This is a genomic window from Paraburkholderia phenoliruptrix, from assembly GCF_902859825.1.
Lineage (GTDB): Bacteria > Pseudomonadota > Gammaproteobacteria > Burkholderiales > Burkholderiaceae > Paraburkholderia > Paraburkholderia phenoliruptrix.
Genome location: NZ_CADIKB010000051.1, coordinates 1 through 26,130, shown reverse-complemented (window position 1 = coordinate 26,130; position 26,130 = coordinate 1). Strand labels below are relative to the sequence as shown.

The window sequence follows — 26,130 nt, the reverse complement described above, 5'->3', positions numbered from 1 at the left end:
GGCGTCCTCCCCTCACACGTCCAGCAGCGGGCGATGCTTGATGTGTCGCGCAAAGACCTGCATGAACTGCGGATCGACGCGTGCTCCCCACACCGCCAGCGAATGGCCGACGATCCAGAGCACGGCACCGGGAATCCAGAGTTGCAGGCCCAGCCCCACAGCGGCAGCCAGCGTGCCGTTGGCAATCGCCACGGTGCGCGGCGCACCGCCCAGCAAGATCGGCTCGGTGAGCGAGCGGTGCAAAGGCACCTCGAACCCGGCCGCGAAGGTATCCGGGGCGCTCATACGACAGCCCCGCCGGAGAAGCTGAAGAACGACAGGAAGAAGCTCGAAGCCGCGAATGCGATGGTCAGACCGAACACGATCTGGATCAGCTTGCGGAAGCCGCCCGACGTGTCGCCGAAGGCGAGCGCGAGGCCGGTGGCGATGATGATGATGACCGCGACGATGCGCGCCACCGGCCCCTGGATGGATTCAAGGATGGATTGCAGCGGGCCTTCCCACGGCATCGAGGAACCGGCGGCCTGCGCGGTTCCGGCCAGGAACAGCAGCAGCGCGGCCAGCAGCAGCCCTTGCGCCGCAGGGCGGGCCAGACTGCGCAACCGCGCGAAGCCGGACAGCTCGGCCAGGTGGGAAGGCGGATTTACGGAAACACGGAAAGCATGGGCGTGTGTCATGGCAGTTCTCCAAGAGAGTCAGGGGACAGGGATGTCGCCGCAGCAGGTGCGGCATTGGGGATCGGCAGCAGCTCGGGGAACGGCGTTTCCAGGGCATCCGCCAGTTGGTAGCCCACGCCGTCGAAGCCGACGACGCGGGCAATGCTCTCGATGCGGCGCTTGCGCCCGCGCCCGGCGATGTGGATCACCACGTTGACCGCCTCGGCGATCAGCGCACGCGGCGGGTTCACCGCCACTTCGAGAATCAGTTGCTCCAGGCGCAGCAGCGCGCCGAGCGCGGAGCCGGCATGGATCGTGGCGATGCCGCCGGGGTGGCCCGTGCCCCACACCTTGATGAGATCCAGTGCCTCGGCGCCGCGCACCTCGCCGACGACGACACGATCCGGGCGCAGGCGCATGGACGAACGCACCAGCTCCGTCATGGACACCACGCCTGCGCGCGTGCGCAGCGGTACGTGGTCGCGAGCCGCGCATTGCAGCTCCACCGTGTCTTCGAGCACCAGCACGCGGTCGCCCGTGGCGGCGATCTCCGCGAGCAAGGCATTGGCGAGCGTGGTCTTGCCGCTGCTGGTGGCGCCGGCGATCAAGACGTTCTGCCGCTCGCGCACCGCGCGAACGAGAAAGCCCGCCTGGGCGCTGGTCATCATGCCGTCGATGACGTATCGCTCCAGCGGGATCACGCCGATGGCGCGCTTGCGCAACGCGAAGGCCGGCCCCGGTGAGGCGGGCGGCAAGATGCCCTCGAAGCGTTCGCCCGTTTCGGGCAACTCGGCCGACAGCAGTGGTTGGCCGCGATGCACCTCCGCGCCGACGTGGGCGGCCACGAGGCGGATGATTCGCTCGCCGTCCGCTTCGGACAGCTCCACGCCCATCGGCGCGCGGCCCGACGACAGCCGATCTACCCAAAGGGTGCGATCGGGGTTGAGCATGATTTCCACCACGTCCGGGTCTTCGAGCGCGGTGGCGATCAGCGGCCCCATCGCTGTGCGCAGCATCTGGATGCGACGGTCGAGCGACGTGGCGCTCATGGACTGCGGAGCGGCGCTCATGACGCACGCTCCTGCGCTTGCGCGGCTGCCGCCGCGTCCTCCATCCGCATCGGGTCGGGATGCAGTTCTTCCACCACGTCGCGCACCAGGCTGCGCCCGCGCAGCAGGTGGCGGCCCAACTGTTCAACGAACTGCTCGAAGCGCGCCTTGCCCTGGGCGCGGGCGGCCTCTTGGTGAGCCTCGGGGACTGGTGTGCTGACCGTGAGGTAGTAGCGGATGAACAGCGCCAGCGTCTCGATCTGGATGTTCTGGTCGCGCTCCAGGCGCTCGGCTTGGCGCGACAGGCGATCAAGGCGCTTGGCGACTGCCGCCTCGCGCTGGTCTGCTGCGTCCGGCGACAACCAGGACGCCAAAGCAGCGGCTACGATGCTGGACTTGGATACGCCTTTCTTGGCGGCCAGCTCGTCCAGGCGCTTGGCGTGCTCCGGCTGGATGAACAGGTTGAGGCGGTAGTGGCTCATAGCTCGATTCCGTCGTTGGGGTCGAGGGAAGCCAGCCGGGCCGTGCGCTGCATGGCCGGATCAAGCTGGCGAGGAAGGGGAAGCGGCAGGTCGTCGTCGTCATCGAGCAGCGCGAGGTCGGCCGCAGGCGCGGCCAGGTCGGGGTCATAGGCGACGGTTTCCGAGAGTTCGGGCTGACGGCGTGGGCCGCCGTCGTCGGTCGATGCGCCGAAGCCTTCGGCGGTATCGGTCACAGGCGCGGCTGGCACGACCGGAATCGCCAACCCGCTCCAGTCGTCGGGGCGCAGCGGCGGCGCGTCGGCGTACTGCCCATCCGCCAGCGTGGGCGGCGGCAGCACGCGCTGCTTGAAATTGCTGTCCGCGTAGTAGCGCAGCTTCCTGGCCTTGATCGGCGCCACGCTGGACACCATCACTACTGCCTCGTCGGGCGGAAGCTGCATCACCTCGCCGGGCGTCAGCAGCGGGCGCGCTGTTTCTTGGCGCGACACCATCAGATGCCCGAGCCACGGCGCGAGCCGGTGGCCAGCGTAGTTGCGCTGCGCGCGCAACTCGGTGGCCGTACCCAGCGTCTCGGAAATGCGCTTGGCGGTGCGTTCGTCGTTCGTCGCAAACGTCACGCGGACGTGGCAGTTATCGAGGATGGAATGGTTCTGCCCATACGCCTTGTCGATCTGGTTGAGCGACTGCGCGATGAGGAAGCTGCGGATGCCGTAGCCGGCCATGAAGGCCAGCGCCGTCTCGAAGAAATCCAGGCGCCCCAGCGCCGGGAACTCATCGAGCATCAGCAGCAGCTTGTGGCGGCGCGCGATGCCATCGGAGCCATCGAGCGATTCGGTAAGGCGTCGCCCGATCTGGTTGAGGATCAGGCGGATAAGCGGCTTCGTCCGCGAAATGTCCGAAGGCGGCACCACCAGATACAGCGACACCGGATGCCCGGCCGCGATCAGGTCTGCGATGCGCCAGTCGCAGCGCGATGTGACTTCGGCCACGGTCGGATCGCGGTACAGGCCGAGGAACGACATGGCCGTGGACAGCACGCCCGAGCGTTCGTTGTCGCTCTTGTTGAGGACTTCACGCGCCGCCGATGCGACGACCGGATGCGGCCCATCGCCGAGGTGCGGCGTGGTCATCATCCGGTGCAAGGTCAGCTCGAACGGGCTGGCCGGGTCGGACAGAAAGTTGGCGACGCCGCGCAGCGTCTTGTCTTCGCCCGCGTAGAGGACATGCAGGATGGCCCCGACCAGCAGCGCGTGCGAGGTCTTTTCCCAATGGTTGCGCTTCTCCAGCGCGCCTTCGGGATCGACCAGAATGTCCGCGATGTTCTGCACGTCGCGCACTTCATGCGCGCCGCGCCGAACCTCCAGCAGCGGGTTGTAGGCCGCTGACTTCGCATCGGTCGGGTTGAACAGCAGGCAATGCGAGAAGCGCGAGCGCCAGCCGGCGGTGATCTGCCAGTTTTCGCCCTTGATGTCGTGGATGACGGCCGACGCGGGCCAGGACAGCAGCGTCGGCACCACCAGACCGACACCTTTGCCCGAGCGCGTGGGCGCGAAGGTCAGGACGTGTTCCGGGCCTTCGTGGCGCAGGTACTGGCGGCCGTGCTGGCCGAGGAAAACGCCGGCCGGTTGCGTCAGGCCCGCCTTGTGAATGTCATCCGCGTTCGCCCAGCGGGCCGAGCCGTAAGTCGTGACCAGGCGCGACTGCCGCGATCGCCAGATCGACATGCCGATGGCGACGACCACCGCCAATAACCCACTGCCGCCCGCGATGGCGCCGCCGGTATCGAACACGCGCGGCGCGTAAGCATCGAAAACGAACCACCACTCAAACAACTTCCACGGGTGGTAGATCGGCGTGCCAAGAAAATCGAACCAGGGCGAGCCAAGGCGTACTTGATAGCCAAGGGCGGCTGCTGTCCATTGTGTGGCGCCCCACACGCCGGCGATCAAGATGCCGAATACCACGGCAATCTGACCGAACAGCACGTTCGTCCCTTGCATGACCTGGCCTCCGATTTCTCCTGCGCTGATTCCTCATGGAAGAAGCGGCACAAGGGCGTGCCGCAGGCGTCAGGATCGGTGCCGGGTCAGTGCCGGTCAAAGACCGTTTAGAGCAGAAAGGTCGAGGAAAAAGAAAGAATGAGTGCGGTGGCGAGCCAAAGAAAAACGCCGCAAGCGCGGGCGCATTGCGGCGTGTCGAGAAAAAAGTGAAGGCGAATCGGCGAACGGCCAACAATCAGAACTTTGGCGACTCTTTCGGCGGTGTGTAGGGCGTTTCTCCGTCGCCATAGAACCGTTTGCGCGTGGCTTCTGCTACCCGGTTGCACAGCACGTCGCCCAGCTTGGAGCGGTCGGTCTTGCATTGCTGGCGCAGTTCCTTGAGCCGGTCGGGGTTGGCCGCCAGTTCTTCCACCGTCGGAATGCTTGCCTCCGAATCGGCAGCTTTCTGAGGTGCCTCTGATTGGCCGCAAGCGGCCAAGGTAGTCACCAGCAAGAACGGAATGATCTTCTTCATGGCATCAATTCCTCCGGGGGATCAGGGTTGCGGCCTCGTATGGGCCTGGGAGTTTCCGGCAGTTCGATGGCCTGTACGCGCTCAATGAACCGTGTCAGTTCGTCGGACGGATCACCGTCAAGACGAAGCAAGTAGGTCGTAAGCGGCGGAACGCGCGACGCCAGCGGCCGGGCCACGACACCTAGCTCACGGCTGGTGGCAATGTGTGCAGCGCCCGCCAACCCGAGCGCGAAGCCGGCCGATACCAGTGCCATCATCAGATCGCACGTGGCAACTCGTTCTGCGATGAGCGGCTCCATGTCAGCACGACGCAGCACTCGTTCAACGTGCTTGGCATGGCCTTCACACACTTGCGGATCGCACAGGACCAGCGGATAGCGCAGCAACTCGTCCAAGGGAATGCGCTTGTGGGCCAGCAGCGGATGGCGGGCGGGAACCGCCACCATGAGCGCATCGCTCCAAGCGGGCACGGCGACGATGCCAGCGCCTACTTCGTCGGATTGGGCAAACCCCACGTCGTACAGATCATCATGAAGCCCTTTGATCTGCTGTGATAACGGCACCTCGAAGAAGCGAATTTCGACCTCGGGTTCTTCCTGACGACACAACGCCAGTAAGGCCGGCAAGCGCGACGGCGTGATGCCATCCGACATGGCCACACGTAATTGCCCATGAAAGCCATTAGCCGCCGCTTTCACGCTGTCACGCGCTTGTTCCAGGGCAGCGAACACACGACGCACATGCTCCAAGAACAATGTTCCGGCATGGGTTAGCCGCGTGCTGCGCGTGGTACGGGCAAACAGCGCCACGCCGAGTTCTTCTTCCAGTTCCTTGATGGCCCGCGACAGCGGCGATTGTTCAATATGCAGCTTCTCCGCTGCGCGAGCGAAGCGGAGTTCTTCGGCCACAGCCAGAAAGTATCGAAGGTGACGAAGCTCCATAGTGATTCATATCCCGTGTCGCGCAGAGAAGCCGAATCAATCTTTTCCTTGGATGTCGCTTGATCCTGCCTTGAAATCCTTCACGAATTGATATAGCTGCGGCAGGAACGAAGACAGAAGCGGGTCATCCTTGTTTGCCAAGATGGCTCCACCAAATAACTTCAACCCAACTCCAAAAGCAGCGGCTTCCGCCTGGCTACTGAAATCACCTCTGCTGCGAATCCACGTCACGACAGAGATGATGTCGTCATGATTTCCAACCTCAAACTGTAGAGGCTTGCGATCGGTGGGAACGCCATGTGAATCAGTCAATTGCTCCAGAGTTACGCGATAACGGTATTGCCTCATTTGCATGGGTCCTCACGTTGGGCTAATGACGCTATTCACCGATGCGGATCTTCGGCGTCACGGACATGCCGACGCGCAGGTTTGCAGCGTCAAGCTGGTCGGGGTCGATGCGAATGCGCACAGGCAGGCGCTGGACGATCTTGGTGAAGTTGCCCGTGGCGTTGTGTGGCGCGACAGCCGAATAGCTGACGCCACTGGCCGGCCCCAGGCTTTCCACGGTTCCCTTCAGTACGGCACCCGGCAAGGCGTCCACCTTGATGTCCACCGATTGTCCGGCCCGTACACGCGCCAACTGCGTCTCGCGGAAGTTGGCCGTGATATAGAGGGCATCGAGTGGAATCACCGCCAGCAACGGCTTGCCAGCATTCACGAATGCGCCGACACGTACCGACTTCTGGCCGATCATGCCGTTGATGGGCGCGGTGATTTGGGTATAGGAAAGCTTCAACTCCGCAGCCGCCTGTGCGGCCTGCGCTTGAGAAAGCGCAGCCTTGGCCTTTTCAAGATCGGCTTTCAGGATGTCCGTTTGCTGCCGCGCCGCTTGCAGGCCCGCGCGGTTCTTGTCCCGGCTGGCCAGCCGAATGGCCAACTGCGCTTCGGCCTGTTGTTGTGCCTGGATCGAACCAGATCCATCGGCTGCCAAGTTGCGATAGCGTTTTTGGTTGGCCTCTGCCAGTTTGAGTTCGGCATCGTCCACCGCAACGGCTGCCTGCGCTTGGCGGATCGCGGTTTCTTGCTGCGCCACACGCGCGGCAAGCCCCGCGACGCTGGCCTCGGCGGCGGCGACTTGTGCCTTTGCCGCATCCACCGCAACGATGAAATCCCGGTCGTCGATGGCTGCGAGCAAATCCCCTGCCTTCACTGGCTGGTTTTCTTCGACCAGTACCTTGCCGATCACTCCCGACACCTGGGGCGCGACGAGGGTGAAATCAGCCTGTACATAGGCGTCGTCCGTGGATTGGGTCGATGCGCTGGACTCGGGACGATTCAGATAAATGACACAGCCCGCTGCGACTGCGAGCAGCAGCACGGCACTGGTGATCTTGGCTTTCTTCGGCATTGCCATGGTGAAACTATCCTTGGGACGACGACGGTGTGGAATGAGAAGCGGGGGCCTGCAAGTCGGGCGCGGGAATGTAGGTCAGCCGCAGTACGAAGGGAACCATCACCAGCGCCAGAACGCCCAGCACGCGATAGGCATCCGCGACCGACAGCACCAGTGCCTGTTGGCCGATGATTCCCATCAGTTGAGCGGGCTCCGGGGCAAGCGGAACGGAGTTGCCTACCAACGCGGCGTGGTCCAGCAGCATTTCCGCGTGGAACCGCTGCCTCACGGTCACGAGTTGCCCAACCACCGCGCCCCCGAATACCGACCCCAGGGCGCGCAGCGTGTTGATGTTCCCCGACACATACGGGCCTTCGCTGGGGTGTACGACACTGGTACACAGGAACAGCAGCGAGACGACAGCCATGGGCTGGCCAAAGGCTTGCAGCGTCTGCGTCATCACGAACTGGTCACGGTTCCAGTCGGAAGTCAGTTGCGCGCCGGAGAAACACGCCAGGGCGATCAGCAGCAGGCCGCCTGCGAACACGAATCGGGCATCGACCCATTTCCGGTATAGGAACAGCGCTACCACTGAACCCAGGACCAGTTGAGGCAGCGCGACGATCAGGCCGATCGGTGCCATCTGAAGCGGCCGGTAGCTCTGGAGCGGCCCAAGATAGGTCATCGGCAACATCGCGCCAGAGTTCAGCACGACAAGAAGGCAGATGAACAAGGTGAAGCCCAACGCCAGGTTGCGGCGACTGAGCATCTGCAATTTGATGAACGGCGCCGGGTGATACCACTCCGTCAGCAGATAGGCCCCTAGCAGAGTCAGCCCGGCCGCCAACGAGACGACGATGAGGGGGGAGTTGAACCAGTCCAGCCGCACGCCCTGATCCAAGGCGACGGTAATCAGGGCAAATGCCGGCACGCCGAAAGCCAGGCCGGGCCAGTTGGCCTGCGGGAAGCGGTCTGTCTGGATCGGGTCTTTCGGCAGGCCCCATCCGATCAACAAGGCGGCAATGGCCGCGAGCGGAAGTATCTGCCAGTACACCCAGCGCCAATCGAACAGGCCGTCCGTCCAATGACCCGCCAGCCAGATCGAAAGGTTCGGCGCGAAAGTGGCCGTAAGCGCATACAGCGCCAGTCCGTGCAGCCGTATGTGGGGCGGCAGGAACTTCAACGCCGCCATCATCAACACGGGAATCATCGTGCCGCTGGCGATGCCTTGCAGGAAACGCATGGCCAGCAGCAGATCGAGGTCATGGATGAAGGGAATGCACACCGCCAGCAAAGTGCATGTGCCGATCATCCATAGCTCGAAGCGGCGCACCGAAAGCGTGATGGCGAACCATGCCGAGAAAGGCATCGCGATCACTTCGCCCGCGCTATAGACGGTCGTGAGCCAGGAGGCATCGTCCAGGCCGAAGCCCAGCGCGCCACGCACGTCCGCCAGTGCCAACGCACCCACGCGGTTGTTCAGTCCGGCCATCATGGCCGCGATGAGGATGCCGACCAACCCGGCAATCGCCCGCTTCGGCGGGGCTGCCGCAGCAGCAGGTGCGGGTGGCGCCGCTGTCGGCTGCAACGCTGCGGCACTCATTGGTCAACCTTTGATTGCAAGCTGGCCGGCGATGTGGTGGTCGTCAGAGGTGCATCGCCACCGGCCTGTCGCCCGGATGTGAGTGCATCAGGGTCCCAGCCACCGCCCAGCGACTTGTAGAGATTGACCAGGGTGAGCGCGGCGTTGGTGGCGCTGGCATTGAGGCTGGTCTGGCTGGCGAGGACGCCGCGCTGCGCGGCCAGGACATTCAAGTAGTCGGCAGCGCCTTCCTGATAGCCGCGCTCGGCAGCATGCAGCGCCTGCTTGTTCTGCTCATACGAGACCCGCAATTCGGCATGGCTGTTCTGCTGAGCGGCCCAAGCGTCCAGAGCGTTGTCCACTTCATGCCAGGCTTGCAGTACCGTCTGCCGGTAGGCGATGGCGGCTGTTCTTTGCCGTGCCTCGTTCAGCGCCACGCGCTGCTTCAGCCGACCGCCTTGGAAGATGGGGAGATAGACCGTCGGGCCGACGGAGAAGAACCGGGAATCCCAACTGTCGAGGTCGTTGAACTCGAAGGCTTCGACGCCGACTCTTCCCCGCAGGCCGATCCGCGGGTAGAAATCGGCTTTGGCGACGCCGATGGCCGCCGTTGCAGCATGGAGTTGGGCTTCGGCGCGCTGTATGTCCGGCCGCCTGTGCGCCAATTCGGAGGGCAAGCCCACCGGCACATTGGAAGGAAGCGAAGGTAAGGGCATCGCTTCAAGCAACTGCGCATCGAGGGCGCGCGGCTCCTCACCCAGCAGCAGTGCCAAGGCGTTCATCAGCGTGTTGCGGCGCTGGACCAGTTCGGGCACCAGCGCCTCGACCGTTGCCAATTGCGCGCGCGCCGAAGAGGTTTCAAAGCGCGTGGCGACACCATTGCGCTCACGGCTTTCTGCAAGGCGGAGAGTGCGATCGGCGACCTCCAGGTTCTGCCGGGTGATGTCCAGTTGCGCTTGCGCACCGCGCAACTGGAGATAGGCGCGGGCCACCTCGGCGGACAAGGCCACCCGTGCCGCCTCGCGCTCATACACCGTGGCCTCGAAGGCAGCCGCGGCGCCTTCACGCGATCGCCGCGCACGGCCCCATAGATCGAGTTCCCAACTGGCTTCGAATCCCAACTGCCAGAAATCGCTCGCGCTCGTCGGTGCGCCCAGCGCGGCAAACTTGCCGTGCTCGCTGATCGTCTCGCGGGAATAGCCCGCCGAGACGCCCACGCTGGGCAGCAGCAGCGAGGAGGCAATCCCCAACTGCGCTCGGCTTTGCTCGATGCGTTCGGAGGCGATCTGCAAGTTGAGGTTGCCCGCCTGCGCACGGGATTGCAGACCCGCTAGCACGGGGTCGTTGAACAAGGTCCACCACGAAGATGGGAAGTTCGCAGCGGATGTTTCATTCGGTTGCGCGTAGTCCGCCCTGGGCGACAGTTGAACGGTCGCAAGCCTGTCGTCGGGTTTCACGAAGTCAGGACCAACCGCGCAGCCGACCAGTGAGATCGTGCAGAGCGCCGTGCCTGCTTGTCGCAGCAGTTGTGAGAGCAGCGGTTGTGACGTCATGAAGGTTCACTAAGTATATGAGTTGTACCGAACCGCTCGGTTTGATATCGAGGCAAAAATCAGGCCGCCGCCTCACAGAAAATTTCGGGCATCCACATAAATGCGAATACTCTATGAGACGGCTGACCAAGTTGATACGTACCGAGCGGTTTGGTACTATACCGAATCTAGGCCATTGTGTCAAAAACTTCACCCCAAGCAGATGCGACGCACCAACCAAGTCATGACCACCCAGCCGCCGAGCAGTGACGAGCTGAACACCAAGGCTCTCACCGTCCTGCGCGCTGCGCGCAACGTCTTCCTGACCCATGGGTTCAGCGCGACAACCGACATGATCCAGCGTGAGGCCGGCGTGTCCAAGTCCACCGTTTACGCGCACTACGCAAACAAGGAAGCACTCTTCGTCGCGGTGATCGAAGCCGAATGTGCTGCGTTCACGAACACGGTGCGTGGCATCGGATTCCGTCCGGGGAAGCTAAGAGAGACGTTGACCATGTTGGCTCGGGCCTACTTGGACATCGTGCTCTCGCCGGGCGGGCTGGCTGTCTTCCGCGTCGTGATCGCCGAAGGCCCGCGCTTTCCGAAGCTCGCACGGACGTTCTATCTGGCCGGCCCGCAGGTGATGACGACGATGGTGTCCGAACAACTGGCCAGAGCGGCAGCGTCCGGCGAAGTCGATCTTGGAGAAATTGGCCGTGACACTGCCGCGAGCCTGTTCATCAACTTGGTTCGCGGCGAACCCCAGCTTCAGTGCCTGACTCATCCGGATGCCGCACCTTCCTCGGCGCAGATTGACCAGTGGGCGAACGCAGCCGTGGTGACATTCATGCGTGCCTATGGTTGCGGTGAGGAAGCGCCCAGTAGACGCTCCCGATCATGATGCCGAATGGGGCAACCGGCACGGAGAAATCAGACGTTGCCCTTAGGGTGATGGCGCTTTCTACGGCCATCACGCGGCTTTTCACAGCAAGGAATCAAGTGCTGAATCGCGTGGCTGCTCCGTTTGGTTTGACCGCTGTGCAGGTGATGGCGCTACACCAGATGTCGGTCACTCCAGCATGTACGCCTAGCACTTTGGCTCGTAGCCTGGCAGTCGATTCTGCCTCGGTTACTAGGCTATTAGACCGTCTTGAGAATAAGGGCATGATCCAAAGAACGGCGCAAGAGCGTTTGGATCGCACGCATGACCGCAGAGTTATCGAAATTGTTCTGACTGAACGTGGAAACAACGCGATACGTGAGTTGAAATCACATTGGCACTGCGCGCTCTCGGAATTGACGGAGGTTTGCAAACAAAGCGAAATACATGAGTTAGCACTAGCTGATTGACAGCCCGCGCTGCCGCCCCATCTCCCACGACACGCCACCACCGCGCACCGTTGCGGCAATCTGCTGTCCCAGCCGTTGCTCGATCACGGGCTTCCACGGTACCAGGCTGAACCCCATGCCATCGTCCAGCATCGCGTAGCGTCCACTGGCGAGCATGACGCTGCGCCGGTAGATGCCGGCCACGCGCTGACCGTCGCCCACAGGCCGGTGTTCCAGGCCGGTTTCGGCCGCAATGCCCTTGGCGGCCTGCGCCAGCTCCCGATTGCGCAGCGTGCCCAGCAGGTTGCGCGCCAGGATCGCGCGCTGTCCGCGTCGCTCGGCCAGCCCCAGTTCGGCCAGGAAGTCGGCGCGTTGCTGCATCGCCTGCTTGGCGTCTGCGCCAAAGCCCAGGTCGCCCAGCCCCGAGCCGCCGCCGATCAGTTGCTGGTCGAGCCAGGTGGCACCTATCACGCGGGCCTGCCGCTCAATCGGCAGGTGCGATTTCAGCTCCACGGCCACACCGCCTAGGCGCTGCGCGTCGTACTGGCGGCCACGCTCGGGCAGATCGTCCGGCACTTTCCATAGCCCCTCGGCCACGCGCTCCACGATGCCCGCCCGGCGCAGGGCTTCCAGGCGCCGGACGTGGGCTGCTACGACTTCGTGCGGGTCGCGGCCCGGCACGGCCTGACCCTGCGCCACGGCCAAGTGATGGTCGGCACGGTAGAGGCCATCACTCGCCAGCGCGGCGATGTTCTTGTCGGCCGCGCGCACGTCGGCCGATCCCTTCACTTCCACCACGGCGCCGATCGGATAGTTCGCCAGCTCGTCGCGGGCGTTCAGCGCGACGTAGTGGGCCTTGCCGTCCACGCCGTCGATGACCAGATAGCCCCGGTCGCGCAGCTCGTCGGCCAGCCCCTTCGCGGCCACGCGGCCGATGATGGTTCGGCCGTCGTCGCTCGGCTCGAACACCGCCAGCTCGCGCGGCTCGCCGCGCATGGCCCGCTGTATGGTGCGGATGATGTCGCCACGCTCGCCCAGCGCGCGCAGAGTCTTTTCCGCGTCGGCATGGACGGCCCAGGTGCCCGGCTGCATCTCGTCGGCGAGGCCCATGCGCTGCAAGCGTTGCAGGCGACCGATCAACAGTAGGCGCTGGCGTTGCAGCCGCGGTTCGTTGAAGCGTCCGATCTGCACTCGGCCGTCCTCGCCGGCCTCGCGTTGCAGGGTGCGATCCAGGCTCGTCCATCGCTCTTGCGCCACCTCGCGCTGCAAGGTCTGCTGGATCTCCAGCTCGGTGCGTGGCCCCAGCCATTCGGTCGCCAGCTCGGCGGCGCGATGGCGAAAGCCGTGCGCGATGTAGTCGCCCGCGATGATGAGGTCTTTGCCGGTGTCGTCACGCCCGCGCACGATCAGGTGAGTGTGCGGGTTGTCGGTGTTCCAGTGATCCACCGCCACCCAATCCAGCCGCGTGCCCAGGTCGGCTTCCATGCGGCTCACCAGATGCCGGGTGTAGGTGCGCAGGTCGTCCAGTTCGGCGCCGTCCTCGGGCGAGACGATGAAGCGGAAATGGTGCCTGTCGTCGGCGCAGCGTTCCTTGAAAGCGTCGAGGTCGGCGTCGTCGGCCTGCGGCCCGTAGGCCCGGCCCGGCTCGCCATCGCGGCCGGCGCCGTCGCGCTCGATGTAGCGCAGGTGCTTGGCGAGCGATTGCGGGCTGGCGTTGCGCTGATTGACCAGCAGCGTCTTGATGGTCACGCGCCGCGACATGGGCGTGAGCTTCGCGCCCGCGAAGCGAGCCGCTGTGTGGCCGCGCCCGAGGCGCGAGCCTGGGCGCTGGCCAGCGCGTGCGCCGCTGCCGCTGGATGCGGGACGGCGCACCGAGGACTTGCCGCTGCTGGCTTTGCCCGCCTGCTTGAGCACCTTGGAGACGAAGCCCTGGCCCCGGTTCTTCGGGGCGCTGGGGCGGATGCGGAAATCGTCGTCGCGGCGGTCGCTCATGGCTGCGTTCCCTGTAAGCTCCGGCGTGTCCGGTCGTGCGAAGCACGCAGACATGCCCGCATCGGCGCGGGCTTCGCGCCCCAAGCGGCACGGCGGCGAAGCCGCTCCGTGCCGCGCCACCCCCATGTGCAGACAGGCTTTCGACGCGGCCCGGTGCCGCGTCCTTTTGTCTTGCCTTCCGCATTTGCCTCCCCCTGTCCCCCAGGTTCTCGATCCCGGCAACTGCGGCCCGGTGGCAAGGCTGCACCAGCAGCCAGCGCACCGGCGAACACGGCAATGGCCGCAGGCCAGCCGTGTTCGAGGCAAGACGCCTGCACGTGGGACGGCTGCGCCGGAGGCAGCGCGAAGTGCAGCGCGGATGCGCTCGCACTGCACGCGCGACGACATGACAACGGCCAGCAGAACGACACGCCCGATAGCACGATGATGCGCAGCGAATCGGTGGCCATCATGGGCGCGACTCCAGCCAGACGGGGCGCGCAACGCCGATCACGGAAGCTGCGCTGACCGGCCCGAAATACCGGCTATCGAACGACGCCGGATTGGTCACACTGAGGAGGAACAGCTCGCCATGCCGCAAGCGGTGGCATTGCTGCCGGGATGGCAGCGGCCGGCCCCAGCGATCGGCAGACAGCACGGCGGCTGAAGGCACGCCGTCGATGCGGACTTTGCCGTCAGCGATGCACACCTCTTGCGGCGCCACCGCGCCCACGCGCTTGAGCAGAGGAATGCGCGTCGGCAGGTAGCCGCGCTGCGCAGCGAGCGCGGCAGCCTCGGCAGGCAGCGGCACCAGCACGATGCTGCCTACCGACAACGGACGTGGTGGCGAGCTGGTGCGATGGTCGAGCGGATCGATGCGATACCAGCCGACCTCCACGCTGTCGGACGGGTTGTAGGTCAGGCGTGGCAGCGGATGCACGAAGGACGCCCAGGCCAGCGCAGCGAGGCCGCAGGCGGACAGGCCCGCCAGCACGAGGCGAGCGCGCACGCGCAAGCGAGGGTGCGGCGCGGTGCCGGAAGTGGAAACTGCGGTCATGGCAGCGCCCTCCCGGCCAGCCAGGCGGCGTGCCGCTCGGCGGTGTATTCGGGCAGCGGCAAGTGCGCTGCGAGCCGGTTGGCGAGCGTGCGCCAGTACGCGGGCGAGACGCCGACAGGCGTGATGCCCAGCGCCTCGATGGCGTCGATGCGCGCCAGCACGGCACGCACCGATTGCTCACCCTCGGCGTGCAGCAAGAGGCGCGCGCCAGGTTGCACGCCGGAGATGCGCTGCGCGCCATCCATCGGCATGCACGCCTGCATCACCATGAGCTGCCAGCGGATCGTGCCGTAGTCGTTGGCCTGCCAGCGGATGCGGCAGAGAACCGCATTCGGCGTGAACACCGCGCAGCGGCGCCAGCGGTCGAACCGGATGATGCGGGCAGGATCACCGAAGCGCAGGTAGAGGTCGAAGCGTTGGTCGATGTATGCGAGCGCAACGCGCGTCAGCGGTACGCCGTCGGCCACGCCGACAGGCGGGATGGACGGCGGTGCCGAAGCCGTCGAGGCGGGTGTGTTCATGAGGACTTCTCCGGGAATTCCCGCTCCAGCAGCGCGCGCAACAGATCGGCCACCGTCACGCCTTGCGTGAAGGCCGATACCTTGATGCGCGCCCGCATGGCGGGCGTGATGTCGAGGGTCAGGCGGGCCGTGTAGAGGTCGCCTTTCTGGAGGTCATCGGCACTGCCCTGGCGAATCCACGCCTCGGCGTGCGGATTCGCGGGCGGGCGAGCGCCGATGCCGATGCGCTTGCCCGTGCGCTTGCTGGCAGGAGTGCTCATGACGGCCACCGCAGCAGTTCATCGACCAGCGCGGTGATTTCGCGCGCGGCGGCGCTGTCTGGCGCCGTCTCGCGTGCAAGCCGGCCGGCGGCCACGCTGTCGGCAAACACGATGCGCTGATGCACTTCCGCGCGCAGCGCAGGAAGCGGCTGCTCGGCCAGCGCGCCGCGGGCCTCGCGTCCGATCACGGTGGTGCTCACGCGCCGGTTGATGACGAAGGCCGCGCGCAGCGCAGGCCGGAACACCTGCGCCTCACGGATCAGCGCCACCATCTCGGCGCTGGCCCACAGGTCGTAGGGGCTGGGCTGCACCGGGATCAGCACCCGCTCGGCCGCCAGCAGCGCGGAGCGCGCCAAGGCAGCGATCCTGGGTGGCCCGTCGATGACGACGTGATCGGCCCGCCTGGCGAGTTCTGGCGCTTCCTGGTGCAGCGTTTCGCGTGCGAGGCCCACGGCGCTAAATAGCCTTGGCAAACCTTGCTGGCTGCGGCGCTGTGTCCAGTCCAGCGCGGAGCCCTGTGGATCGGCATCCAGCAGGATGACCGACTGCCCGCGCATCGCCAGCTCGCCGGCGATGTGGGTGGCGAGCGTGGTCTTGCCCACGCCGCCTTTCTGGTTGAGCAGCGCGACGATCATGACCGGACCCTCCGTGTCGGAAAGCCCGCCTGTTGCCGCTGCGCTTCGCGTCCTGTGGCGGTTGTCCACCGAGGCGCGGCGCTGCTACTACCAGTTAGAGTATTTAAGTTAGGGAAGTTAGGAGAGGCCGAAACCCGCGCCAGTATTAGCTTTGCGGCCGGTTTTGTTGCCTGATAGCACGAGGATTCGTTGCCTGATAGCACGATACCTCTGTTGCCTGATAGCACGAGTCCGTCCACAGGCTGCGCAGCAGTTATCCCCGTGCCGTGGACGGCACGGGCCGGAACGTCAGCAGCGGCGAGGCAATGCCCGAGACGTACTCGATGCCCAACTGGTAGCCAGGCAAGGCTTGCCGCACCACCAGTGCGCGCAGGTCGGCGGCGAAGTCGTAGTACCGCGCCACGCTGCCCGACTTGCGGTACAGGTGCTGGAAGTCGAACTGCCAGCCGCCAGGCTGTCGCCCGCCGTGCTTGCGCACCAGGCGGTACAGCCATCGCTCGATCCCGCCCGTCAGCCGGAAATACGCCGGGTCGATGGTCAACACGAGGGCAGCATCGAGCACGCCCGCATAGAACCAGTCCGGCAGGATCAGTTCCAGCCCCAAGGGGGTGCCCTTGGCATCGGCCAGTTCCTTCCACTCGTTGATCCATGAGAAGCGATGCAGGCGCCGCCCGGTCGTCTCGCGGATCGACGTGGCCACGGTCGTGGACTGCAGCCGATCCAAGGCCGCCTTGAGGCGCTGGTAGTCGCGCAGCGACGTACCGCGCCCGATGAAGCGCAGGATCTCGTAGGGCGTGGCCTGCATCAGCCGCGACGGGCGCAAGCCCGCATCGCGGGCTTCCACAATCTGGCTTGCAGCCCAGATCAGGATGTCCGCATCCCAAATCGTGGCGATGCCATGCTCCTGCGTGCCCTCCACGCGGATCGTGATGCCGCTGGCGCGGAAGTCGATCGGCGCCGTGCGCCGCGACTTCGCCAGCGAGAAGAACGGAAAGGCCATCAAGTCCTGGCTGTCGCGCGGCGCCATGTCGCCCGGCAAGGCGCGGAACAGATCGAGCTGTTCGCGCTCTTGCATCGGTCGCTGCCGCATGGGCAGCGCGGGGCTGGACATGGCGAAGGCCACCCGCGCGCCAGCGATCAGCGCGCACGGCTGTCCGCCGAATGCTGCTCGGCGTACTCGGGCTCGGACGTGCTCTCGAAGCTGCGCTCGGCGGCCCAGGCATCGAGGTCGACCACGGCGTACATCACGCGGCGGCCGAACTTGCGGAACTTGGGACCGCCTCCCAGCACGCGCTGCTTTTCCAGCGTGCGCGGCGACAGGCGCAGGTACTCGGCGGCTTCGTCGTTGGTGAGATAGCGTTGGGGCTGCGCGGCAGCGGTCGAGACAGTAGCGGCAGGCCGCAAGGGAGCAGGACGCATGGTGAGAACCTCCATCGGTTGCAGGGCTCCGGCCACACAGCGCAACCGGATGAAGGCAGTCTCAGAAAACGAAGCCCTCCTGCTCAGGGTCGTTTTGCGCTCTCTTCAAAACGACCCTTCTCAAGCGGCGGCAGTTGTGCTAGGCGGCGATAGCCGCCGCGCATCAACGCATCGCCGCGCCGCACCAGGCGGCGCACCTTGGAGCGCAGGCCGCCGTCGCTGTACCAGCCGGCTGCGGCGTCCGCACCGAACAAGCCCTCGGCGACGTCGCGCAAGGACGCGCCCGCCAGGGTGGCGTCGAGCGCCTGCAGGGTGTGTAGCTCCAGCAGCGCCGCAGGCGGTGGCCTGGGCCGAGCCATTGACGCAGGCGTACCAGGCATAGGGGCCGCAGGGGCGGCGTGACGGCCACGATAGGCATGGGCCACGGCCATGCCGTCCTCCAGGCCAGGCGCCAGCGCATAGCGCTGGCAAAGGCTGGGGCTGCGCGCGATCAGCGCCAGACCCTTGCCGTCGTGCAGCAACTGCTTGTGGCCGGGGATGCGCCAGAACGCGAAGGCGGTGGCATCCGGAGGCGGATCGGCATCGGGGTGAAGCTGCACCACGGCCCCATGGCCGGGAAGCCAGGCCGGATGCGCGTCACGCGCATCCACGTCCGGGTCTTCCAGCAGACGCAAGCCCCAGCGATGCGCGGCATCGGGGCAGCGCGCACGGCGCAGCCAGTCGATCCGGTAGTCGGGATGGCGGCGCAGGTACTCCCAGGCCAGTGCGAGCGTGTCCAGACACAGGACGTAGAGGTAGGCGGCGGTCGGATACCAGTGCGCGAGGTGGTGCGGTTCGGCCATGACGCAAGCTCCCGTAGAGCAGGACGGCCGTCACTGGTTTCACACGCCAACGTCACCGCATCGAACTAGCATCCAATCGTGAATAAGCTGGTAGATTAGTAACTTGCGTGTCAAGACGAAAAGCATCCGATGGATTGCGCGGATCGTCTGAATGCGACGGTGGCGCGCGAGGAAATGCGGCCTCCTGCGCTATCCACCGTGCCCGATGGCACGGCTGGCGTCATGACCGTTTGCGTCAGGGTGGCACTGGTTTGGTGCAACAGTGCGGATTAAGACCTGACGGGTCTGGAGCAAGACCGAAATAGCCTCAATGCGCCCGGCTTGGCCGTGGCGCGAACGGCTCAATCGAGGACGGAACCGTTCTCCTGGGCCAGCCGCAGGTACTCCGACAACGGGCGCACCGCCCGGAAATACCGATCTCGCATCACGGGCTGTTTGCTCGGCCCGACGATGGATGCGAGGTCGGACAGCTTGATCTCGCCCAGCTCAGGCATGCTGATCCCCAAGTCGATCAGGCCATGGGCCGTATCGCCGTCAGCGGGGTCAAGCGACACCAGCAGCCAAGTGGCGTGTGCGTCCGGCGTGAACAACCGCACCACGGGCAGCGGGTCGATGGCCCGGCCAGCGGCCCGGACCCGGCCGTGTTCCAGCAGTTGCTTGCGCTCGTCCTCGGTCATGAGTTGGTTCATGGGCGTTACCTCATTCGCACAAAACCGCCGAAGCGTGAAAGCGCAAAACCGCATCGGCGGGTTTGTGGAAAGGCACGGATGCGGTTTTGTGCTTCTGTGAGAAGCTGCAGATACGGATTTCCGTAAAAGCACGAAAGCGGCAGGCGGGCATAGTTGAACACTATAGATTGTAGCCCTATAGGGCTCAATCGGATGTCATCTTGGATTTTGCGGAGATCCAGGGTTGGCAGCGAAACATACATTGTCGGAGGCACTAAAGACCATCAGGAAAGCACGTGGTTTGAGCCAGGAAGCGTTCTCGGACGTGTCCAGCCGCACCTACATGAGCACGCTGGAACGCGACCTCAAAAGCCCCACCTTGAACAAGCTGGCCGAGCTGTGCGAGGTCATGGAGGTGCACCCGCTCACGCTGCTGACGCTGGCCTATGCCGGCGACGACCTGCAGCAGGTCGATCAGCTGCTGGCGCAGGTGCGCCAGGAGTTGGAGACTGTGGCGAAGAAGAGTGACACGCCATAGCGTGCGACCGCGCTGGCGTGGCCGATCCGGTGCAGCCGGTTCGGGGACTTCAGGGGCGCCAAGCATCGCGCGGCGGGGAGAGGCCGCAGGGTTTTCCCCCGGAGGCAAGCGAAGCGCGCAGCTGCGATAGGGATTGAAGCCGAATGGCCATGACGGCGAAGTCGGCATGGGGCGCAGCCCGCAAAGCCCGGTCGGCGCAGTGCGCCGAATCGCCCTGCATTCGCCCTGGCAACACGAAGTCATGGTGATGCTGCCCGACCACCACCATCACGAAGCTGGGAGAGCCAAGCCTTCCAGTCTGCTGATCCAAGCAGTACAGCGCCCCGCCGCAGTGGGCGGGGCGCTGGCGGCCGTCAGGCCGCCTGGGGCTTGCTGCGCGACCAGATCAGGTCGTGCGTGCCGTTCTCTCCTTCGATCAGGCGGGCATAGACCGTGGCCGGGAACGAAGGATCGTCGAGGGTCACGGAGATGTACTCCCGCCCGGCCTCGCTGGTCTTCTTCCACGCCGCGCCGATGTCGTGGCTGGCGGCCTGCAGGCGGAAGTCCGGGGCCTTCTCGTTGTCCCCCTTGTCGTTGGGCACCAGCTTGACCTTGACGTTGAGCGTCAGGGTGCGAAGCGTGCCGGTGAAGCCGTCTTTGTCTGCGGTGAAGGTGCCGATGTTGGCCATGATGAAACTCCTTTTGGTGGAACAAGGTTCGCGCCCATCGCGTCCTTGTTGTGATCCGGCCGGCGGGGGACGGGCGGGCTGCACCGCTTGCGGTCGCAACGCAGTGGAGAGCCGGGAGGCGAAAAGAATTTGTCCCGCGAGGAATGCGCCGAACGCAGTGACAAAGCAGGGGAAATTGTTTTCGCCGGACGGTTGCAGCCATGAAGCCCGAGGCGCAGCCGCGCCACCGCTAGGATTCACAACAACACAAGGACGCCTTGGGCCGAACCGCATCGAAAGGAGGCAGGGCCGGCTCGGCATCCCCGCACGAAGGCAGCACCGGCTCGCCCACTGACGCGGGCCAGGTCAACCATCCGACGACAAGCGAGAACGCCCCGGCCGCACCTTGCGGCGCCGGTCTTGAGGCGTGGCGTGGAAGCTCCATAGCGATGCCGGGCGGGATGTCCGTGAACCGTCCTTCGTGACGTGATGGGCGAGAACCGCCAGCGTTGAGGACGGCACGCATTCGCACAACCTGCCGCAGCAAGCACCAGCGTGTTCGCCAGCTCCGTCCATTGCGGCGGGGCGCTGGCCGGGCCGATCCGGCATCGACGGTTCGGCGGCATCGAGGGGCGCCAAGCTCGCGCGGCGGGGATGGGCCTTGCGCCGATCCCCCGGAGGCAAGCGCAGCGCGCAGCGCCGCAGGCGCGAAGGCGTGAGTGGATTGAAGCCGAATGGCCGTGACAGCGAAGTCGGCACGGGGCGCAGCCCGAAAGCCCGGCGGCGCTACGCGCCGACACGCCCAGGCCGTTCTATATTTTGAGCAGGGAACGCAGAACACCATGACCATCCAGCTACGACACGAAACCACGAACGACATTGCCGCTATCGAGGCCGTGACCATTGCCGCCTTCGCCGATGCGCCGCACACCAGCCACACGGAGCAATTCATCGTGCGTGCATTGCGCGACGCTAGCGAACTGACGCTTTCCATCGTGGCCGAAGAACACGGCCAGGTCGTCGGCCATGTGGCTCTGTCGCCGGTGACTATCACCAACGACCACGGCCACAAGGCCAAAGGCTGGTGCGGCCTGGGGCCGATCTCCGTCCTGCCGCAGAGGCAGGGGCACGGCATCGGCTCGCGCCTGATGGAACAGGCGCTGTCTGAACTGCGGGCCATGCAGGCCGAAGGCTGTGTGCTGCTCGGAGAGCCCGCGTACTACGGGCGCTTTGGCTTCCAGGCCCATGCGGGCCTGCAACTGCCGGGCGTGCCGCCCGGCTATTTTCTCGCACTGGCCTTCCATGGGCCAGTGCCCGAAGGCATCGCGCAGTACAGCGATGCCTTCAACGCCGCCGCCTGAGTGCCAGTGAAGGCGGCGGCGTAATGCCCCGGCTATTCGGCTTCAACACCGGGCGCGGCCACCGCCGCGCCCGGATTATGCGTTTCACCGCGCCCAGGGCGGAACGGCCTGGGCGCGGTGCTGACGATGATCATTCCTTCGTTTCGATGATCCACCACACGGCACGCGGCAAGGCGCGGCCCGTGATGGGATGTATGTCGGTGAGGTCAGCGCGGGCCGACCAGCCCGAGGGCGGTCGGTAGCCGCGCACGTCGCCATCGCCGTGCCAGCGGCGGGCGCGCACCGTGCCGGGTGCATAGACCGCCGCCATGCGCGGGCGGTTGGTGGTGGTGCGGGTCATGGGGGCTTCTCCTTGCAGCGAAGCGCCCCGGTCGAAGCCGGGGCGCTTGCCTTCGGCGTGGGTCAAGCGGCCAGCGCCTCGGCGGGTTCATCCGCCATTGCCTCGGCATCCTCCGGGGCGTCCTGCTCCGGGCCTGCCTCCTGCGCGCTTTCCTTCACTGCCTGCTGCGGGCCTTCGACCTTAAAGATGGCAGGCATCCAACCCGCGCCATCGGCCAGCCGCTCGGCTTCGCTGGCAATGTCGGCCTTCTTCAGCTTCGCCAGCCGGGAAACCTGATCGGGCGCGTACTCGCCCACGGCTTGCAGAACTGCCGCCTTCGGAACGTGCTTGAAATACCCCTCGGCGGTCGGCTGCCACCATGCGGCCATGTCGAGGCCCACGGCCTGCGCCAGTTCCTCGCCGGGCTGGTGCGGTGTGGCGCGAGGCGTCACCACGTCCACCGTGGAAGCCACGCACACGGCCAGCAGCTTGACCAGTTCGCCTTGCTCCATCGCCAGCAGCGCGGCAAACAGTTCGGCGCTGTCCTCGGGCAGCTTGCCGCTCCACGCCTGCTGCAATTCACGCAGCGCCACAGCGGCGGGTGACTCGGGCCAGTCCGGGGCCATGCCGTCCAGCCGGTCTTGGACTTTCAGGCTCACGCCCAGCGGCAGGTCGCGCCCGTAGTAGCGGCCCTGCAAGACGGTCTGCACCATGCCATGCACCAGCGCGGCCACCGCCACCTGCGGATGCCGGGCCACCTCGATTTGCAGCGCGGCGGTGCGATGGGCGCTCAGGCGCTGGGCCAGTCGGTCGGAAATCGCTGCTGCCTTGGGCGGCTCGTCGTCCTCGCCTTCGTCATCGTTCGCGGCATCTGGGTCGCTGAACCCTTGGCGCAGCTTCTCCAGTGTGCGCAGTGCCTTGGCCTCGGCCTCGCGCAGCAGTCCGCGATGAATCACCACCTCGCCGTTGCGGCCGATGGTGACGATGGCCCCGGCTGCGGCCTTCACGTTCGCGCCGTACCCCTGCAAGCCGTCTTCCAGCGCCTGCAACTGCTCGCCCAGCCGCTCGCCTTCCTCTTGCAGCGCATCGGCCTTGTCCTCGTCGTCGGCGTCCGTCGCGGCATCAATGGCTTCGGCCACCTCCTGCATCTTGGCTTGCAGCCTCTCGATGCGCTGTGCTTCGCGCTTGTTCGGCTCGCGGCGCTCCCTCGGCGCACGCTGGAAGGCGTGCAGATCGGCATGGGTCACGCCCGGCGTGGCATCAGCCCAAGCCCAGCCCTCGGCCTTCACCTCTGCGGCGATGCCCGCCAGCTTGTCTTGCGCCAGTCGTTCCAGCAGCGCGGCGTCGGTCAGGTACACGCCTGCATCGCCCTCCGCGAACAGGTCGCGGCGGATGCCGCCGCCCGCCTGCTCGTAGGTGTCCAGCCCGACGAAGCGCACCAGCGGATGCCGGTAGGCGTCAATCTCGCGCTCCGTCAGACGTTCGCGCAAGTGCGAGGGTTGGCGCTGCCATTGCGGCGCATCGTAGAACGCGCATTCCTGCGCGGCGTGGTCGTCGGTGATGGAGAGCGCCATCAGCTGATCGAGGCTCACGGCATCGGCCCGGTAGTCCTCCATCAAACGCGGCGAGACATTGGCGAGCTTCAAGCGGCGCTGCACCACCAGCGGCGTAACGGAGAAATCCGCCGCAATGTCCTCAATCGGTCGGCCTTCGGCCACCAGCGCGGCGAAGGCTTCAAACTGGTCTGCTGGGTGCATGGCTTCGCGCTGCACGTTCTCGGTCAGGCTGGCGGTGCGGGCCGTGCCATCGGCCACCTGCAGGCAAGGCACGTCCCAATCCTTGGCGATACGGTGCTTCTTTGCCAGCAGCTTGAGGGCCGCAAAGCGTCGGCCACCTGCCACCACCTCGTAATGCAGGTCATCGGCGGCGGGAATCACGATCAGGTTTTGCAGCAGGCCCACGCGCTGAATGCTCGCGGCCAGCTCGGGGATGGACATGCGCGGGACGGTCTTGCGCACGTTGCGGCCCGTGGGGCGCAGCACCAGCCGCGACAGCGGAACCAGAATCATGTGCTTGCTCGGGTCGGCGGCTTGCAGCACGTTTGCGCGGCTGTCGAGGGCTTGAGCTTCGGTGTAAGTAACGGCGTTCATGGTGAATCTCCAATCAAGTGAAACAAGGGAATGGAGGGGAAACCGCCCCTCCGGCGGGGAACACGTCAGAGGGGGTCAGGCCTTGAGGGCGCGCATGCCATCGGCCAGCAGCCACAGGGCGCGGTTCAGGCGAATGTCCGAATCAATGCCCTGCACGGGGCGGGTCTGCTGTCTGCGGCCATTGGCGGCGCGGCCATGCAATCCGCCCTTGGTCAGGTTCTCCTGCGTGCGGTTGAACACGCTCCACAGGTCGGGGCGGCGGTCGTCGAAGCGGCGCGGCATCAGGATTTGCGATTCCGTGACGGGCGCGGGCTTGGTTGGGTCGTCGTACTTGAGGGCCAGCGCGGCGCGGGCGAACACTTCCGATTCCCCGGCATCCAGCGTGATGGCCTGCATGGATTCGCGCGATTCCTGCGCATGCTCGAAGCCGCTCAGCACCTGATAGGCGCCCTCGATGACATGGCCCGCCACGTCGCCCTTGTGGGGCACGCGCACATCGCCCACGGTGTCGCCGCAGACAAGGCCATTGCTGCAAACGAAGCGGAACATGCCACCCAGTAATTGATAGCTGCTCGTGCCGTCGTGCGAGTTCAGCAGGATGATTTCATTGGCTTCGCGGGCGTTGATCTGGTTGGCGTGGCGCAGGCGCAGCATGTGTTTCGTGTGCTCGCGCCGGCCCTCGTTGCGAACGCGGGTCTGGCACACCATGAAGGGCTGAAACCCCTCTTTGCGAAGCTCGGTCAGCACGGCGGCGGTGGGGATGTAGCTGTACCGCTCGGAACGGCTTTCATGGGGGGCATCCGCGAAGATGGACGGGGCCACGCGGCGGATCTGGTCATCGGACAGCGGGGAGTCGCTGCGCAATGCGGGGGAATGGGAAGCGAAGCGGGATGCGAGTTGCATGGTCTTTCTCCTGAACAAAAAGGCTGTTGAAGAAAACCGCACACCGGATTCCAAGATTCGAAGCCCAGCCTTTCGGCTGTTCGGTGCGGTCGGCGCGAGGAACCCGGTTGGCCCTGTTGCCACCGTCTTTCCTGAGTTCATCGCCCGCGACGAAAGGGAGCGCGCGGACGGGGGCCGTCAAGGAAACAAGCGCAGGGTGGGGCGGCCCGCAGGCGCAGCCGAGGACACGGCCCTGCGCGCCTTGACGGCACACGGCCGCGGGCTACAGTCGCGGACAAGGTGATGAAGTCAGGGAAGAGGACTGGACATGGCAACGGCCATCCCACAAGCCGACCGCACGGCAAGCGAAGCGCGCAGGCTCGAAGCTGGAAGCCGGGCCGGAGGCGTCAGCCGAACGGAGTGAGGGAACGATCGAAGCCCGAAGGGGGCGAGACGCCGCAGGCGGCTCGATGCGCTAGCACGAGAGCGCGACCGGCCATCTCCCAGGTGGCCGGGGACGCCCACATGACTTCAATGAAATCCCCGTGGACAGCTACCCACCCAGCCATCGGCAAAATGGCAATGGCATGGACATACGAGCCCTACAAGACGATGAACTGATGGCCCAGGCCCGAGACTGGCGGCAACGGGCACTGCGCGGCGAGAAGGACGCACGCGGCCTCGCGCACGAACTGGAATGCGAAGTGCGCCGGCGCTTCCCCAGGAACAATGCGCCCCATGCACTGCCGCCGATCCAATTGCTCGGCGCCGTGCCGCAAACACCCCAGCGGCGCTGGAAGCCCTGGTAAGCACCGGCTCAAAGGCAGCCCGCCCGCATGACTGCGCCACGGCCGATCGGCGCTGATCCCGAAATCCCCCCGAAATAGCGCGAATTTCGAGTGGCCCGGTCACGGGCCAATGCCTACCGTGGAATCTCCACCTTCTGGAGAACCACCATGAGCGATCCCATGCAACCCGGAACGCCTGCGCCTGGAGCAGAAGGGCCTGGCATCTTTCTGCCGACCCTCATCTGGACCACCGACCGCAAGACGGTAGGCAACGAGATGCAGCGCCTGCTGGGACGGCGCGCACAGCTCAACGTCCTGCTGTCCGCCTCCGAAGAAACGGACGACGGCACCACCTGGTACGCAATGGCCCAGGCCACGCTGAACCAGCTGGACTGCGATATCGAACGTCTCTTCGAGTGGCTGGGCGACTACGAACCCGACACACCCACGCCCGAAGTGCCATCGTAATGTCCGGCATGAAGGGAGCGATCCGGCACCAGCCGGTTCGCTGCGCGAGAGGGGCGCCAAGCCTGCGCGGCGGGGATAGCCCGCAGGGCTTTCCCCTGGAGGCAAGCGCAGCGCGTAGCGCCCCGC

Annotated in this window: 31 protein-coding genes; 7 read left to right on the top strand and 24 right to left on the bottom strand. The window is 65.6% G+C overall.

The window, feature by feature from the left end; all coding sequences use genetic code 11:
* Positions 1 to 12: 12 nt before the first annotated feature.
* The 5 genes from HV711_RS29835 to HV711_RS29815 are packed head-to-tail and all read right to left on the bottom strand — an operon-like array spanning position 13 to position 4,187.
* A complete protein-coding gene (locus HV711_RS29835; RefSeq protein ID WP_035481271.1) occupies positions 13 to 285 on the bottom strand; it encodes a VirB3 family type IV secretion system protein in 273 nt (90 codons plus the stop codon).
* Positions 282 to 677, bottom strand: coding sequence for a TrbC/VirB2 family type IV secretion system protein (locus HV711_RS29830; RefSeq protein ID WP_035481269.1), 396 nt, complete (start codon positions 675 to 677; stop codon positions 282 to 284). Before HV711_RS29830 ends, HV711_RS29835 begins: the two co-directional genes overlap by 4 nt.
* Positions 674 to 1,726 carry a P-type conjugative transfer ATPase TrbB gene (gene trbB / locus HV711_RS29825; RefSeq protein WP_035481267.1) on the bottom strand — a complete coding sequence of 351 codons (1,053 nt, stop codon included), beginning with the start codon at positions 1,724 to 1,726 and terminating at the stop codon, positions 674 to 676. Before trbB ends, HV711_RS29830 begins: the two co-directional genes overlap by 4 nt.
* Entirely contained in the window at positions 1,723 to 2,187 is a 465-nt protein-coding gene (locus tag HV711_RS29820) for a ribbon-helix-helix protein, CopG family (RefSeq protein ID WP_035481266.1), read from the bottom strand. The genes trbB and HV711_RS29820 overlap by 4 nt, the downstream gene beginning before the upstream one ends.
* Complete coding sequence (locus tag HV711_RS29815) at positions 2,184 to 4,187, bottom strand: conjugal transfer protein TraG (RefSeq protein ID WP_035481265.1); 2,004 nt, start codon at positions 4,185 to 4,187, stop codon at positions 2,184 to 2,186. Before HV711_RS29815 ends, HV711_RS29820 begins: the two co-directional genes overlap by 4 nt.
* A 35-nt stretch (positions 4,188 to 4,222) precedes the next feature.
* Here HV711_RS29815 and HV711_RS29810 point away from each other — a divergent pair, with 35 nt between their 5' ends.
* Entirely contained in the window at positions 4,223 to 4,456 is a 234-nt protein-coding gene (locus HV711_RS29810; protein ID WP_125726996.1) for a hypothetical protein, read from the top strand.
* Here HV711_RS29810 and HV711_RS29805 read toward each other — a convergent pair.
* Genes HV711_RS29805 through HV711_RS29780 form a run of 6 tightly spaced genes read right to left on the bottom strand, consistent with a single transcriptional unit; the run spans position 4,423 to position 10,170 of the window.
* On the bottom strand, positions 4,423 to 4,701 hold the full coding sequence (locus tag HV711_RS29805) for an EexN family lipoprotein (RefSeq protein ID WP_011806066.1): 279 nt from the start codon (positions 4,699 to 4,701) through the stop codon (positions 4,423 to 4,425). The two genes, HV711_RS29810 and HV711_RS29805, sit on opposite strands and share 34 nt — an antisense overlap.
* Positions 4,698 to 5,642: a LysR family transcriptional regulator gene (locus HV711_RS29800; protein WP_035481263.1), complete on the bottom strand. Its 945-nt coding sequence runs from the start codon at positions 5,640 to 5,642 to the stop codon at positions 4,698 to 4,700. Before HV711_RS29800 ends, HV711_RS29805 begins: the two co-directional genes overlap by 4 nt.
* Before the next feature lie 36 nt (positions 5,643 to 5,678).
* Positions 5,679 to 5,996 (bottom strand): DUF3861 domain-containing protein, encoded by a 318-nt coding sequence (locus tag HV711_RS29795; protein ID WP_226285475.1) that lies wholly within the window; start codon positions 5,994 to 5,996, stop codon positions 5,679 to 5,681.
* A 25-nt stretch (positions 5,997 to 6,021) separates the two neighbouring features.
* Positions 6,022 to 7,056 carry an HlyD family secretion protein gene (locus HV711_RS29790; protein WP_011806069.1) on the bottom strand — a complete coding sequence of 345 codons (1,035 nt, stop codon included), beginning with the start codon at positions 7,054 to 7,056 and terminating at the stop codon, positions 6,022 to 6,024.
* 7 nt (positions 7,057 to 7,063) lie between these two features.
* Positions 7,064 to 8,638, bottom strand: coding sequence for an MFS transporter (locus HV711_RS29785; RefSeq protein ID WP_035481261.1), 1,575 nt, complete (start codon positions 8,636 to 8,638; stop codon positions 7,064 to 7,066).
* Entirely contained in the window at positions 8,635 to 10,170 is a 1,536-nt protein-coding gene (locus HV711_RS29780) for an efflux transporter outer membrane subunit (RefSeq protein ID WP_035481259.1), read from the bottom strand. Before HV711_RS29780 ends, HV711_RS29785 begins: the two co-directional genes overlap by 4 nt.
* Positions 10,171 to 10,393: 223 nt before the next feature.
* Between HV711_RS29780 and HV711_RS29775 the strand changes: the two genes are divergently transcribed.
* Both HV711_RS29775 and HV711_RS29770 read left to right on the top strand, forming a co-directional pair.
* Positions 10,394 to 11,050: a TetR/AcrR family transcriptional regulator gene (locus HV711_RS29775; RefSeq protein WP_049756488.1), complete on the top strand. Its 657-nt coding sequence runs from the start codon at positions 10,394 to 10,396 to the stop codon at positions 11,048 to 11,050.
* Positions 11,047 to 11,499, top strand: coding sequence for a MarR family winged helix-turn-helix transcriptional regulator (locus HV711_RS29770; RefSeq protein ID WP_202904314.1), 453 nt, complete (start codon positions 11,047 to 11,049; stop codon positions 11,497 to 11,499). The genes HV711_RS29775 and HV711_RS29770 overlap by 4 nt, the downstream gene beginning before the upstream one ends.
* On the opposite strand, the gene HV711_RS29765 is transcribed toward HV711_RS29770, so the two are convergent.
* The 9 genes from HV711_RS29765 to HV711_RS29725 all read right to left on the bottom strand — a co-directional run bounded on the left by HV711_RS29765 (position 11,488) and on the right by HV711_RS29725 (position 18,872).
* Complete coding sequence (locus tag HV711_RS29765; protein ID WP_035481257.1) at positions 11,488 to 13,470, bottom strand: relaxase/mobilization nuclease domain-containing protein; 1,983 nt, start codon at positions 13,468 to 13,470, stop codon at positions 11,488 to 11,490. The two genes, HV711_RS29770 and HV711_RS29765, sit on opposite strands and share 12 nt — an antisense overlap.
* 448 nt (positions 13,471 to 13,918) lie before the next feature.
* On the bottom strand, positions 13,919 to 14,506 hold the full coding sequence (locus HV711_RS29760) for a S26 family signal peptidase (RefSeq protein WP_011517538.1): 588 nt from the start codon (positions 14,504 to 14,506) through the stop codon (positions 13,919 to 13,921).
* The gene (locus HV711_RS29755; protein ID WP_003056183.1) at positions 14,503 to 15,027 is read right to left on the bottom strand and encodes a DUF2840 domain-containing protein; all 525 of its coding nucleotides are present in this window, start codon (positions 15,025 to 15,027) and stop codon (positions 14,503 to 14,505) included. Before HV711_RS29755 ends, HV711_RS29760 begins: the two co-directional genes overlap by 4 nt.
* Positions 15,024 to 15,287, bottom strand: coding sequence for a hypothetical protein (locus HV711_RS29750; protein WP_003056186.1), 264 nt, complete (start codon positions 15,285 to 15,287; stop codon positions 15,024 to 15,026). Before HV711_RS29750 ends, HV711_RS29755 begins: the two co-directional genes overlap by 4 nt.
* Entirely contained in the window at positions 15,284 to 15,922 is a 639-nt protein-coding gene (parA, locus tag HV711_RS29745) for a ParA family partition ATPase (RefSeq protein ID WP_003056189.1), read from the bottom strand. Before parA ends, HV711_RS29750 begins: the two co-directional genes overlap by 4 nt.
* A 253-nt stretch (positions 15,923 to 16,175) precedes the next feature.
* The gene (locus HV711_RS29740; protein WP_011517539.1) at positions 16,176 to 17,033 is read right to left on the bottom strand and encodes a replication initiator protein A; all 858 of its coding nucleotides are present in this window, start codon (positions 17,031 to 17,033) and stop codon (positions 16,176 to 16,178) included.
* Positions 17,034 to 17,059: 26 nt separating this feature from the next.
* The gene (locus HV711_RS29735; protein WP_023123353.1) at positions 17,060 to 17,341 is read right to left on the bottom strand and encodes a helix-turn-helix transcriptional regulator; all 282 of its coding nucleotides are present in this window, start codon (positions 17,339 to 17,341) and stop codon (positions 17,060 to 17,062) included.
* 83 nt (positions 17,342 to 17,424) lie between these two features.
* Positions 17,425 to 18,183: a DUF2285 domain-containing protein gene (locus HV711_RS29730; RefSeq protein ID WP_011517541.1), complete on the bottom strand. Its 759-nt coding sequence runs from the start codon at positions 18,181 to 18,183 to the stop codon at positions 17,425 to 17,427.
* 341 nt (positions 18,184 to 18,524) lie between these two features.
* Positions 18,525 to 18,872, bottom strand: a complete 348-nt coding sequence (locus tag HV711_RS29725; RefSeq protein ID WP_003056199.1) for a DUF2958 domain-containing protein — start codon at positions 18,870 to 18,872, stop codon at positions 18,525 to 18,527.
* A gap of 223 nt (positions 18,873 to 19,095) precedes the next feature.
* Here HV711_RS29725 and HV711_RS29720 point away from each other — a divergent pair, with 223 nt between their 5' ends.
* The gene (locus HV711_RS29720; protein ID WP_003056202.1) at positions 19,096 to 19,389 is read left to right on the top strand and encodes a helix-turn-helix domain-containing protein; all 294 of its coding nucleotides are present in this window, start codon (positions 19,096 to 19,098) and stop codon (positions 19,387 to 19,389) included.
* 353 nt (positions 19,390 to 19,742) lie between these two features.
* On the opposite strand, the gene HV711_RS29715 is transcribed toward HV711_RS29720, so the two are convergent.
* The gene (locus HV711_RS29715) at positions 19,743 to 20,057 is read right to left on the bottom strand and encodes a DUF736 domain-containing protein (RefSeq protein ID WP_003056203.1); all 315 of its coding nucleotides are present in this window, start codon (positions 20,055 to 20,057) and stop codon (positions 19,743 to 19,745) included.
* Positions 20,058 to 20,878: 821 nt separating this feature from the next.
* On the opposite strand from HV711_RS29715, the gene HV711_RS29710 reads away from it, so the two are divergent.
* Complete coding sequence (locus HV711_RS29710) at positions 20,879 to 21,397, top strand: GNAT family N-acetyltransferase (RefSeq protein ID WP_011517543.1); 519 nt, start codon at positions 20,879 to 20,881, stop codon at positions 21,395 to 21,397.
* Between the two features lie 130 nt (positions 21,398 to 21,527).
* On the opposite strand, the gene HV711_RS29705 is transcribed toward HV711_RS29710, so the two are convergent.
* From HV711_RS29705 to HV711_RS29695, 3 genes are all read right to left on the bottom strand, one after another.
* Positions 21,528 to 21,737: a hypothetical protein gene (locus HV711_RS29705; RefSeq protein WP_003056207.1), complete on the bottom strand. Its 210-nt coding sequence runs from the start codon at positions 21,735 to 21,737 to the stop codon at positions 21,528 to 21,530.
* 62 nt (positions 21,738 to 21,799) lie between these two features.
* A complete protein-coding gene (locus HV711_RS29700; protein WP_003056209.1) occupies positions 21,800 to 23,866 on the bottom strand; it encodes a ParB/RepB/Spo0J family partition protein in 2,067 nt (688 codons plus the stop codon).
* Positions 23,867 to 23,941: 75 nt separating this feature from the next.
* Positions 23,942 to 24,769 (bottom strand): DUF932 domain-containing protein, encoded by an 828-nt coding sequence (locus tag HV711_RS29695; protein WP_003056211.1) that lies wholly within the window; start codon positions 24,767 to 24,769, stop codon positions 23,942 to 23,944.
* Positions 24,770 to 25,293: 524 nt separating this feature from the next.
* On the opposite strand from HV711_RS29695, the gene HV711_RS29690 reads away from it, so the two are divergent.
* Together HV711_RS29690 and HV711_RS29685 are read left to right on the top strand one after the other, a co-directional pair.
* A complete protein-coding gene (locus tag HV711_RS29690; RefSeq protein WP_012204589.1) occupies positions 25,294 to 25,557 on the top strand; it encodes a hypothetical protein in 264 nt (87 codons plus the stop codon).
* Positions 25,558 to 25,704: 147 nt separating this feature from the next.
* Entirely contained in the window at positions 25,705 to 26,004 is a 300-nt protein-coding gene (locus HV711_RS29685) for a hypothetical protein (protein ID WP_003056213.1), read from the top strand.
* Positions 26,005 to 26,130 lie beyond the last annotated feature (126 nt).

Coding starts and splice junctions, on each gene's coding strand:
- HV711_RS29835 (WP_035481271.1), bottom strand. CDS start 285: ATGAGCGCCCCGGATACCTTCGCGGCCGGGTTCGAGGTGCCTTTGCAC.
- HV711_RS29830 (WP_035481269.1), bottom strand. CDS start 677: ATGACACACGCCCATGCTTTCCGTGTTTCCGTAAATCCGCCTTCCCAC.
- trbB (WP_035481267.1), bottom strand. CDS start 1,726: ATGAGCGCCGCTCCGCAGTCCATGAGCGCCACGTCGCTCGACCGTCGC.
- HV711_RS29820 (WP_035481266.1), bottom strand. CDS start 2,187: ATGAGCCACTACCGCCTCAACCTGTTCATCCAGCCGGAGCACGCCAAG.
- HV711_RS29815 (WP_035481265.1), bottom strand. CDS start 4,187: ATGCAAGGGACGAACGTGCTGTTCGGTCAGATTGCCGTGGTATTCGGC.
- HV711_RS29810 (WP_125726996.1), top strand. CDS start 4,223: ATGGAAGAAGCGGCACAAGGGCGTGCCGCAGGCGTCAGGATCGGTGCC.
- HV711_RS29805 (WP_011806066.1), bottom strand. CDS start 4,701: ATGAAGAAGATCATTCCGTTCTTGCTGGTGACTACCTTGGCCGCTTGC.
- HV711_RS29800 (WP_035481263.1), bottom strand. CDS start 5,642: ATGGAGCTTCGTCACCTTCGATACTTTCTGGCTGTGGCCGAAGAACTC.
- HV711_RS29795 (WP_226285475.1), bottom strand. CDS start 5,996: ATGCAAATGAGGCAATACCGTTATCGCGTAACTCTGGAGCAATTGACT.
- HV711_RS29790 (WP_011806069.1), bottom strand. CDS start 7,056: ATGGCAATGCCGAAGAAAGCCAAGATCACCAGTGCCGTGCTGCTGCTC.
- HV711_RS29785 (WP_035481261.1), bottom strand. CDS start 8,638: ATGAGTGCCGCAGCGTTGCAGCCGACAGCGGCGCCACCCGCACCTGCT.
- HV711_RS29780 (WP_035481259.1), bottom strand. CDS start 10,170: ATGACGTCACAACCGCTGCTCTCACAACTGCTGCGACAAGCAGGCACG.
- HV711_RS29775 (WP_049756488.1), top strand. CDS start 10,394: ATGACCACCCAGCCGCCGAGCAGTGACGAGCTGAACACCAAGGCTCTC.
- HV711_RS29770 (WP_202904314.1), top strand. CDS start 11,047: ATGATGCCGAATGGGGCAACCGGCACGGAGAAATCAGACGTTGCCCTT.
- HV711_RS29765 (WP_035481257.1), bottom strand. CDS start 13,470: ATGAGCGACCGCCGCGACGACGATTTCCGCATCCGCCCCAGCGCCCCG.
- HV711_RS29760 (WP_011517538.1), bottom strand. CDS start 14,506: ATGACCGCAGTTTCCACTTCCGGCACCGCGCCGCACCCTCGCTTGCGC.
- HV711_RS29755 (WP_003056183.1), bottom strand. CDS start 15,027: ATGAACACACCCGCCTCGACGGCTTCGGCACCGCCGTCCATCCCGCCT.
- HV711_RS29750 (WP_003056186.1), bottom strand. CDS start 15,287: ATGAGCACTCCTGCCAGCAAGCGCACGGGCAAGCGCATCGGCATCGGC.
- parA (WP_003056189.1), bottom strand. CDS start 15,922: ATGATCGTCGCGCTGCTCAACCAGAAAGGCGGCGTGGGCAAGACCACG.
- HV711_RS29740 (WP_011517539.1), bottom strand. CDS start 17,033: ATGTCCAGCCCCGCGCTGCCCATGCGGCAGCGACCGATGCAAGAGCGC.
- HV711_RS29735 (WP_023123353.1), bottom strand. CDS start 17,341: ATGCGTCCTGCTCCCTTGCGGCCTGCCGCTACTGTCTCGACCGCTGCC.
- HV711_RS29730 (WP_011517541.1), bottom strand. CDS start 18,183: ATGGCCGAACCGCACCACCTCGCGCACTGGTATCCGACCGCCGCCTAC.
- HV711_RS29725 (WP_003056199.1), bottom strand. CDS start 18,872: ATGAACCAACTCATGACCGAGGACGAGCGCAAGCAACTGCTGGAACAC.
- HV711_RS29715 (WP_003056203.1), bottom strand. CDS start 20,057: ATGGCCAACATCGGCACCTTCACCGCAGACAAAGACGGCTTCACCGGC.
- HV711_RS29710 (WP_011517543.1), top strand. CDS start 20,879: ATGACCATCCAGCTACGACACGAAACCACGAACGACATTGCCGCTATC.
- HV711_RS29705 (WP_003056207.1), bottom strand. CDS start 21,737: ATGACCCGCACCACCACCAACCGCCCGCGCATGGCGGCGGTCTATGCA.
- HV711_RS29700 (WP_003056209.1), bottom strand. CDS start 23,866: ATGAACGCCGTTACTTACACCGAAGCTCAAGCCCTCGACAGCCGCGCA.
- HV711_RS29695 (WP_003056211.1), bottom strand. CDS start 24,769: ATGCAACTCGCATCCCGCTTCGCTTCCCATTCCCCCGCATTGCGCAGC.
- HV711_RS29685 (WP_003056213.1), top strand. CDS start 25,705: ATGAGCGATCCCATGCAACCCGGAACGCCTGCGCCTGGAGCAGAAGGG.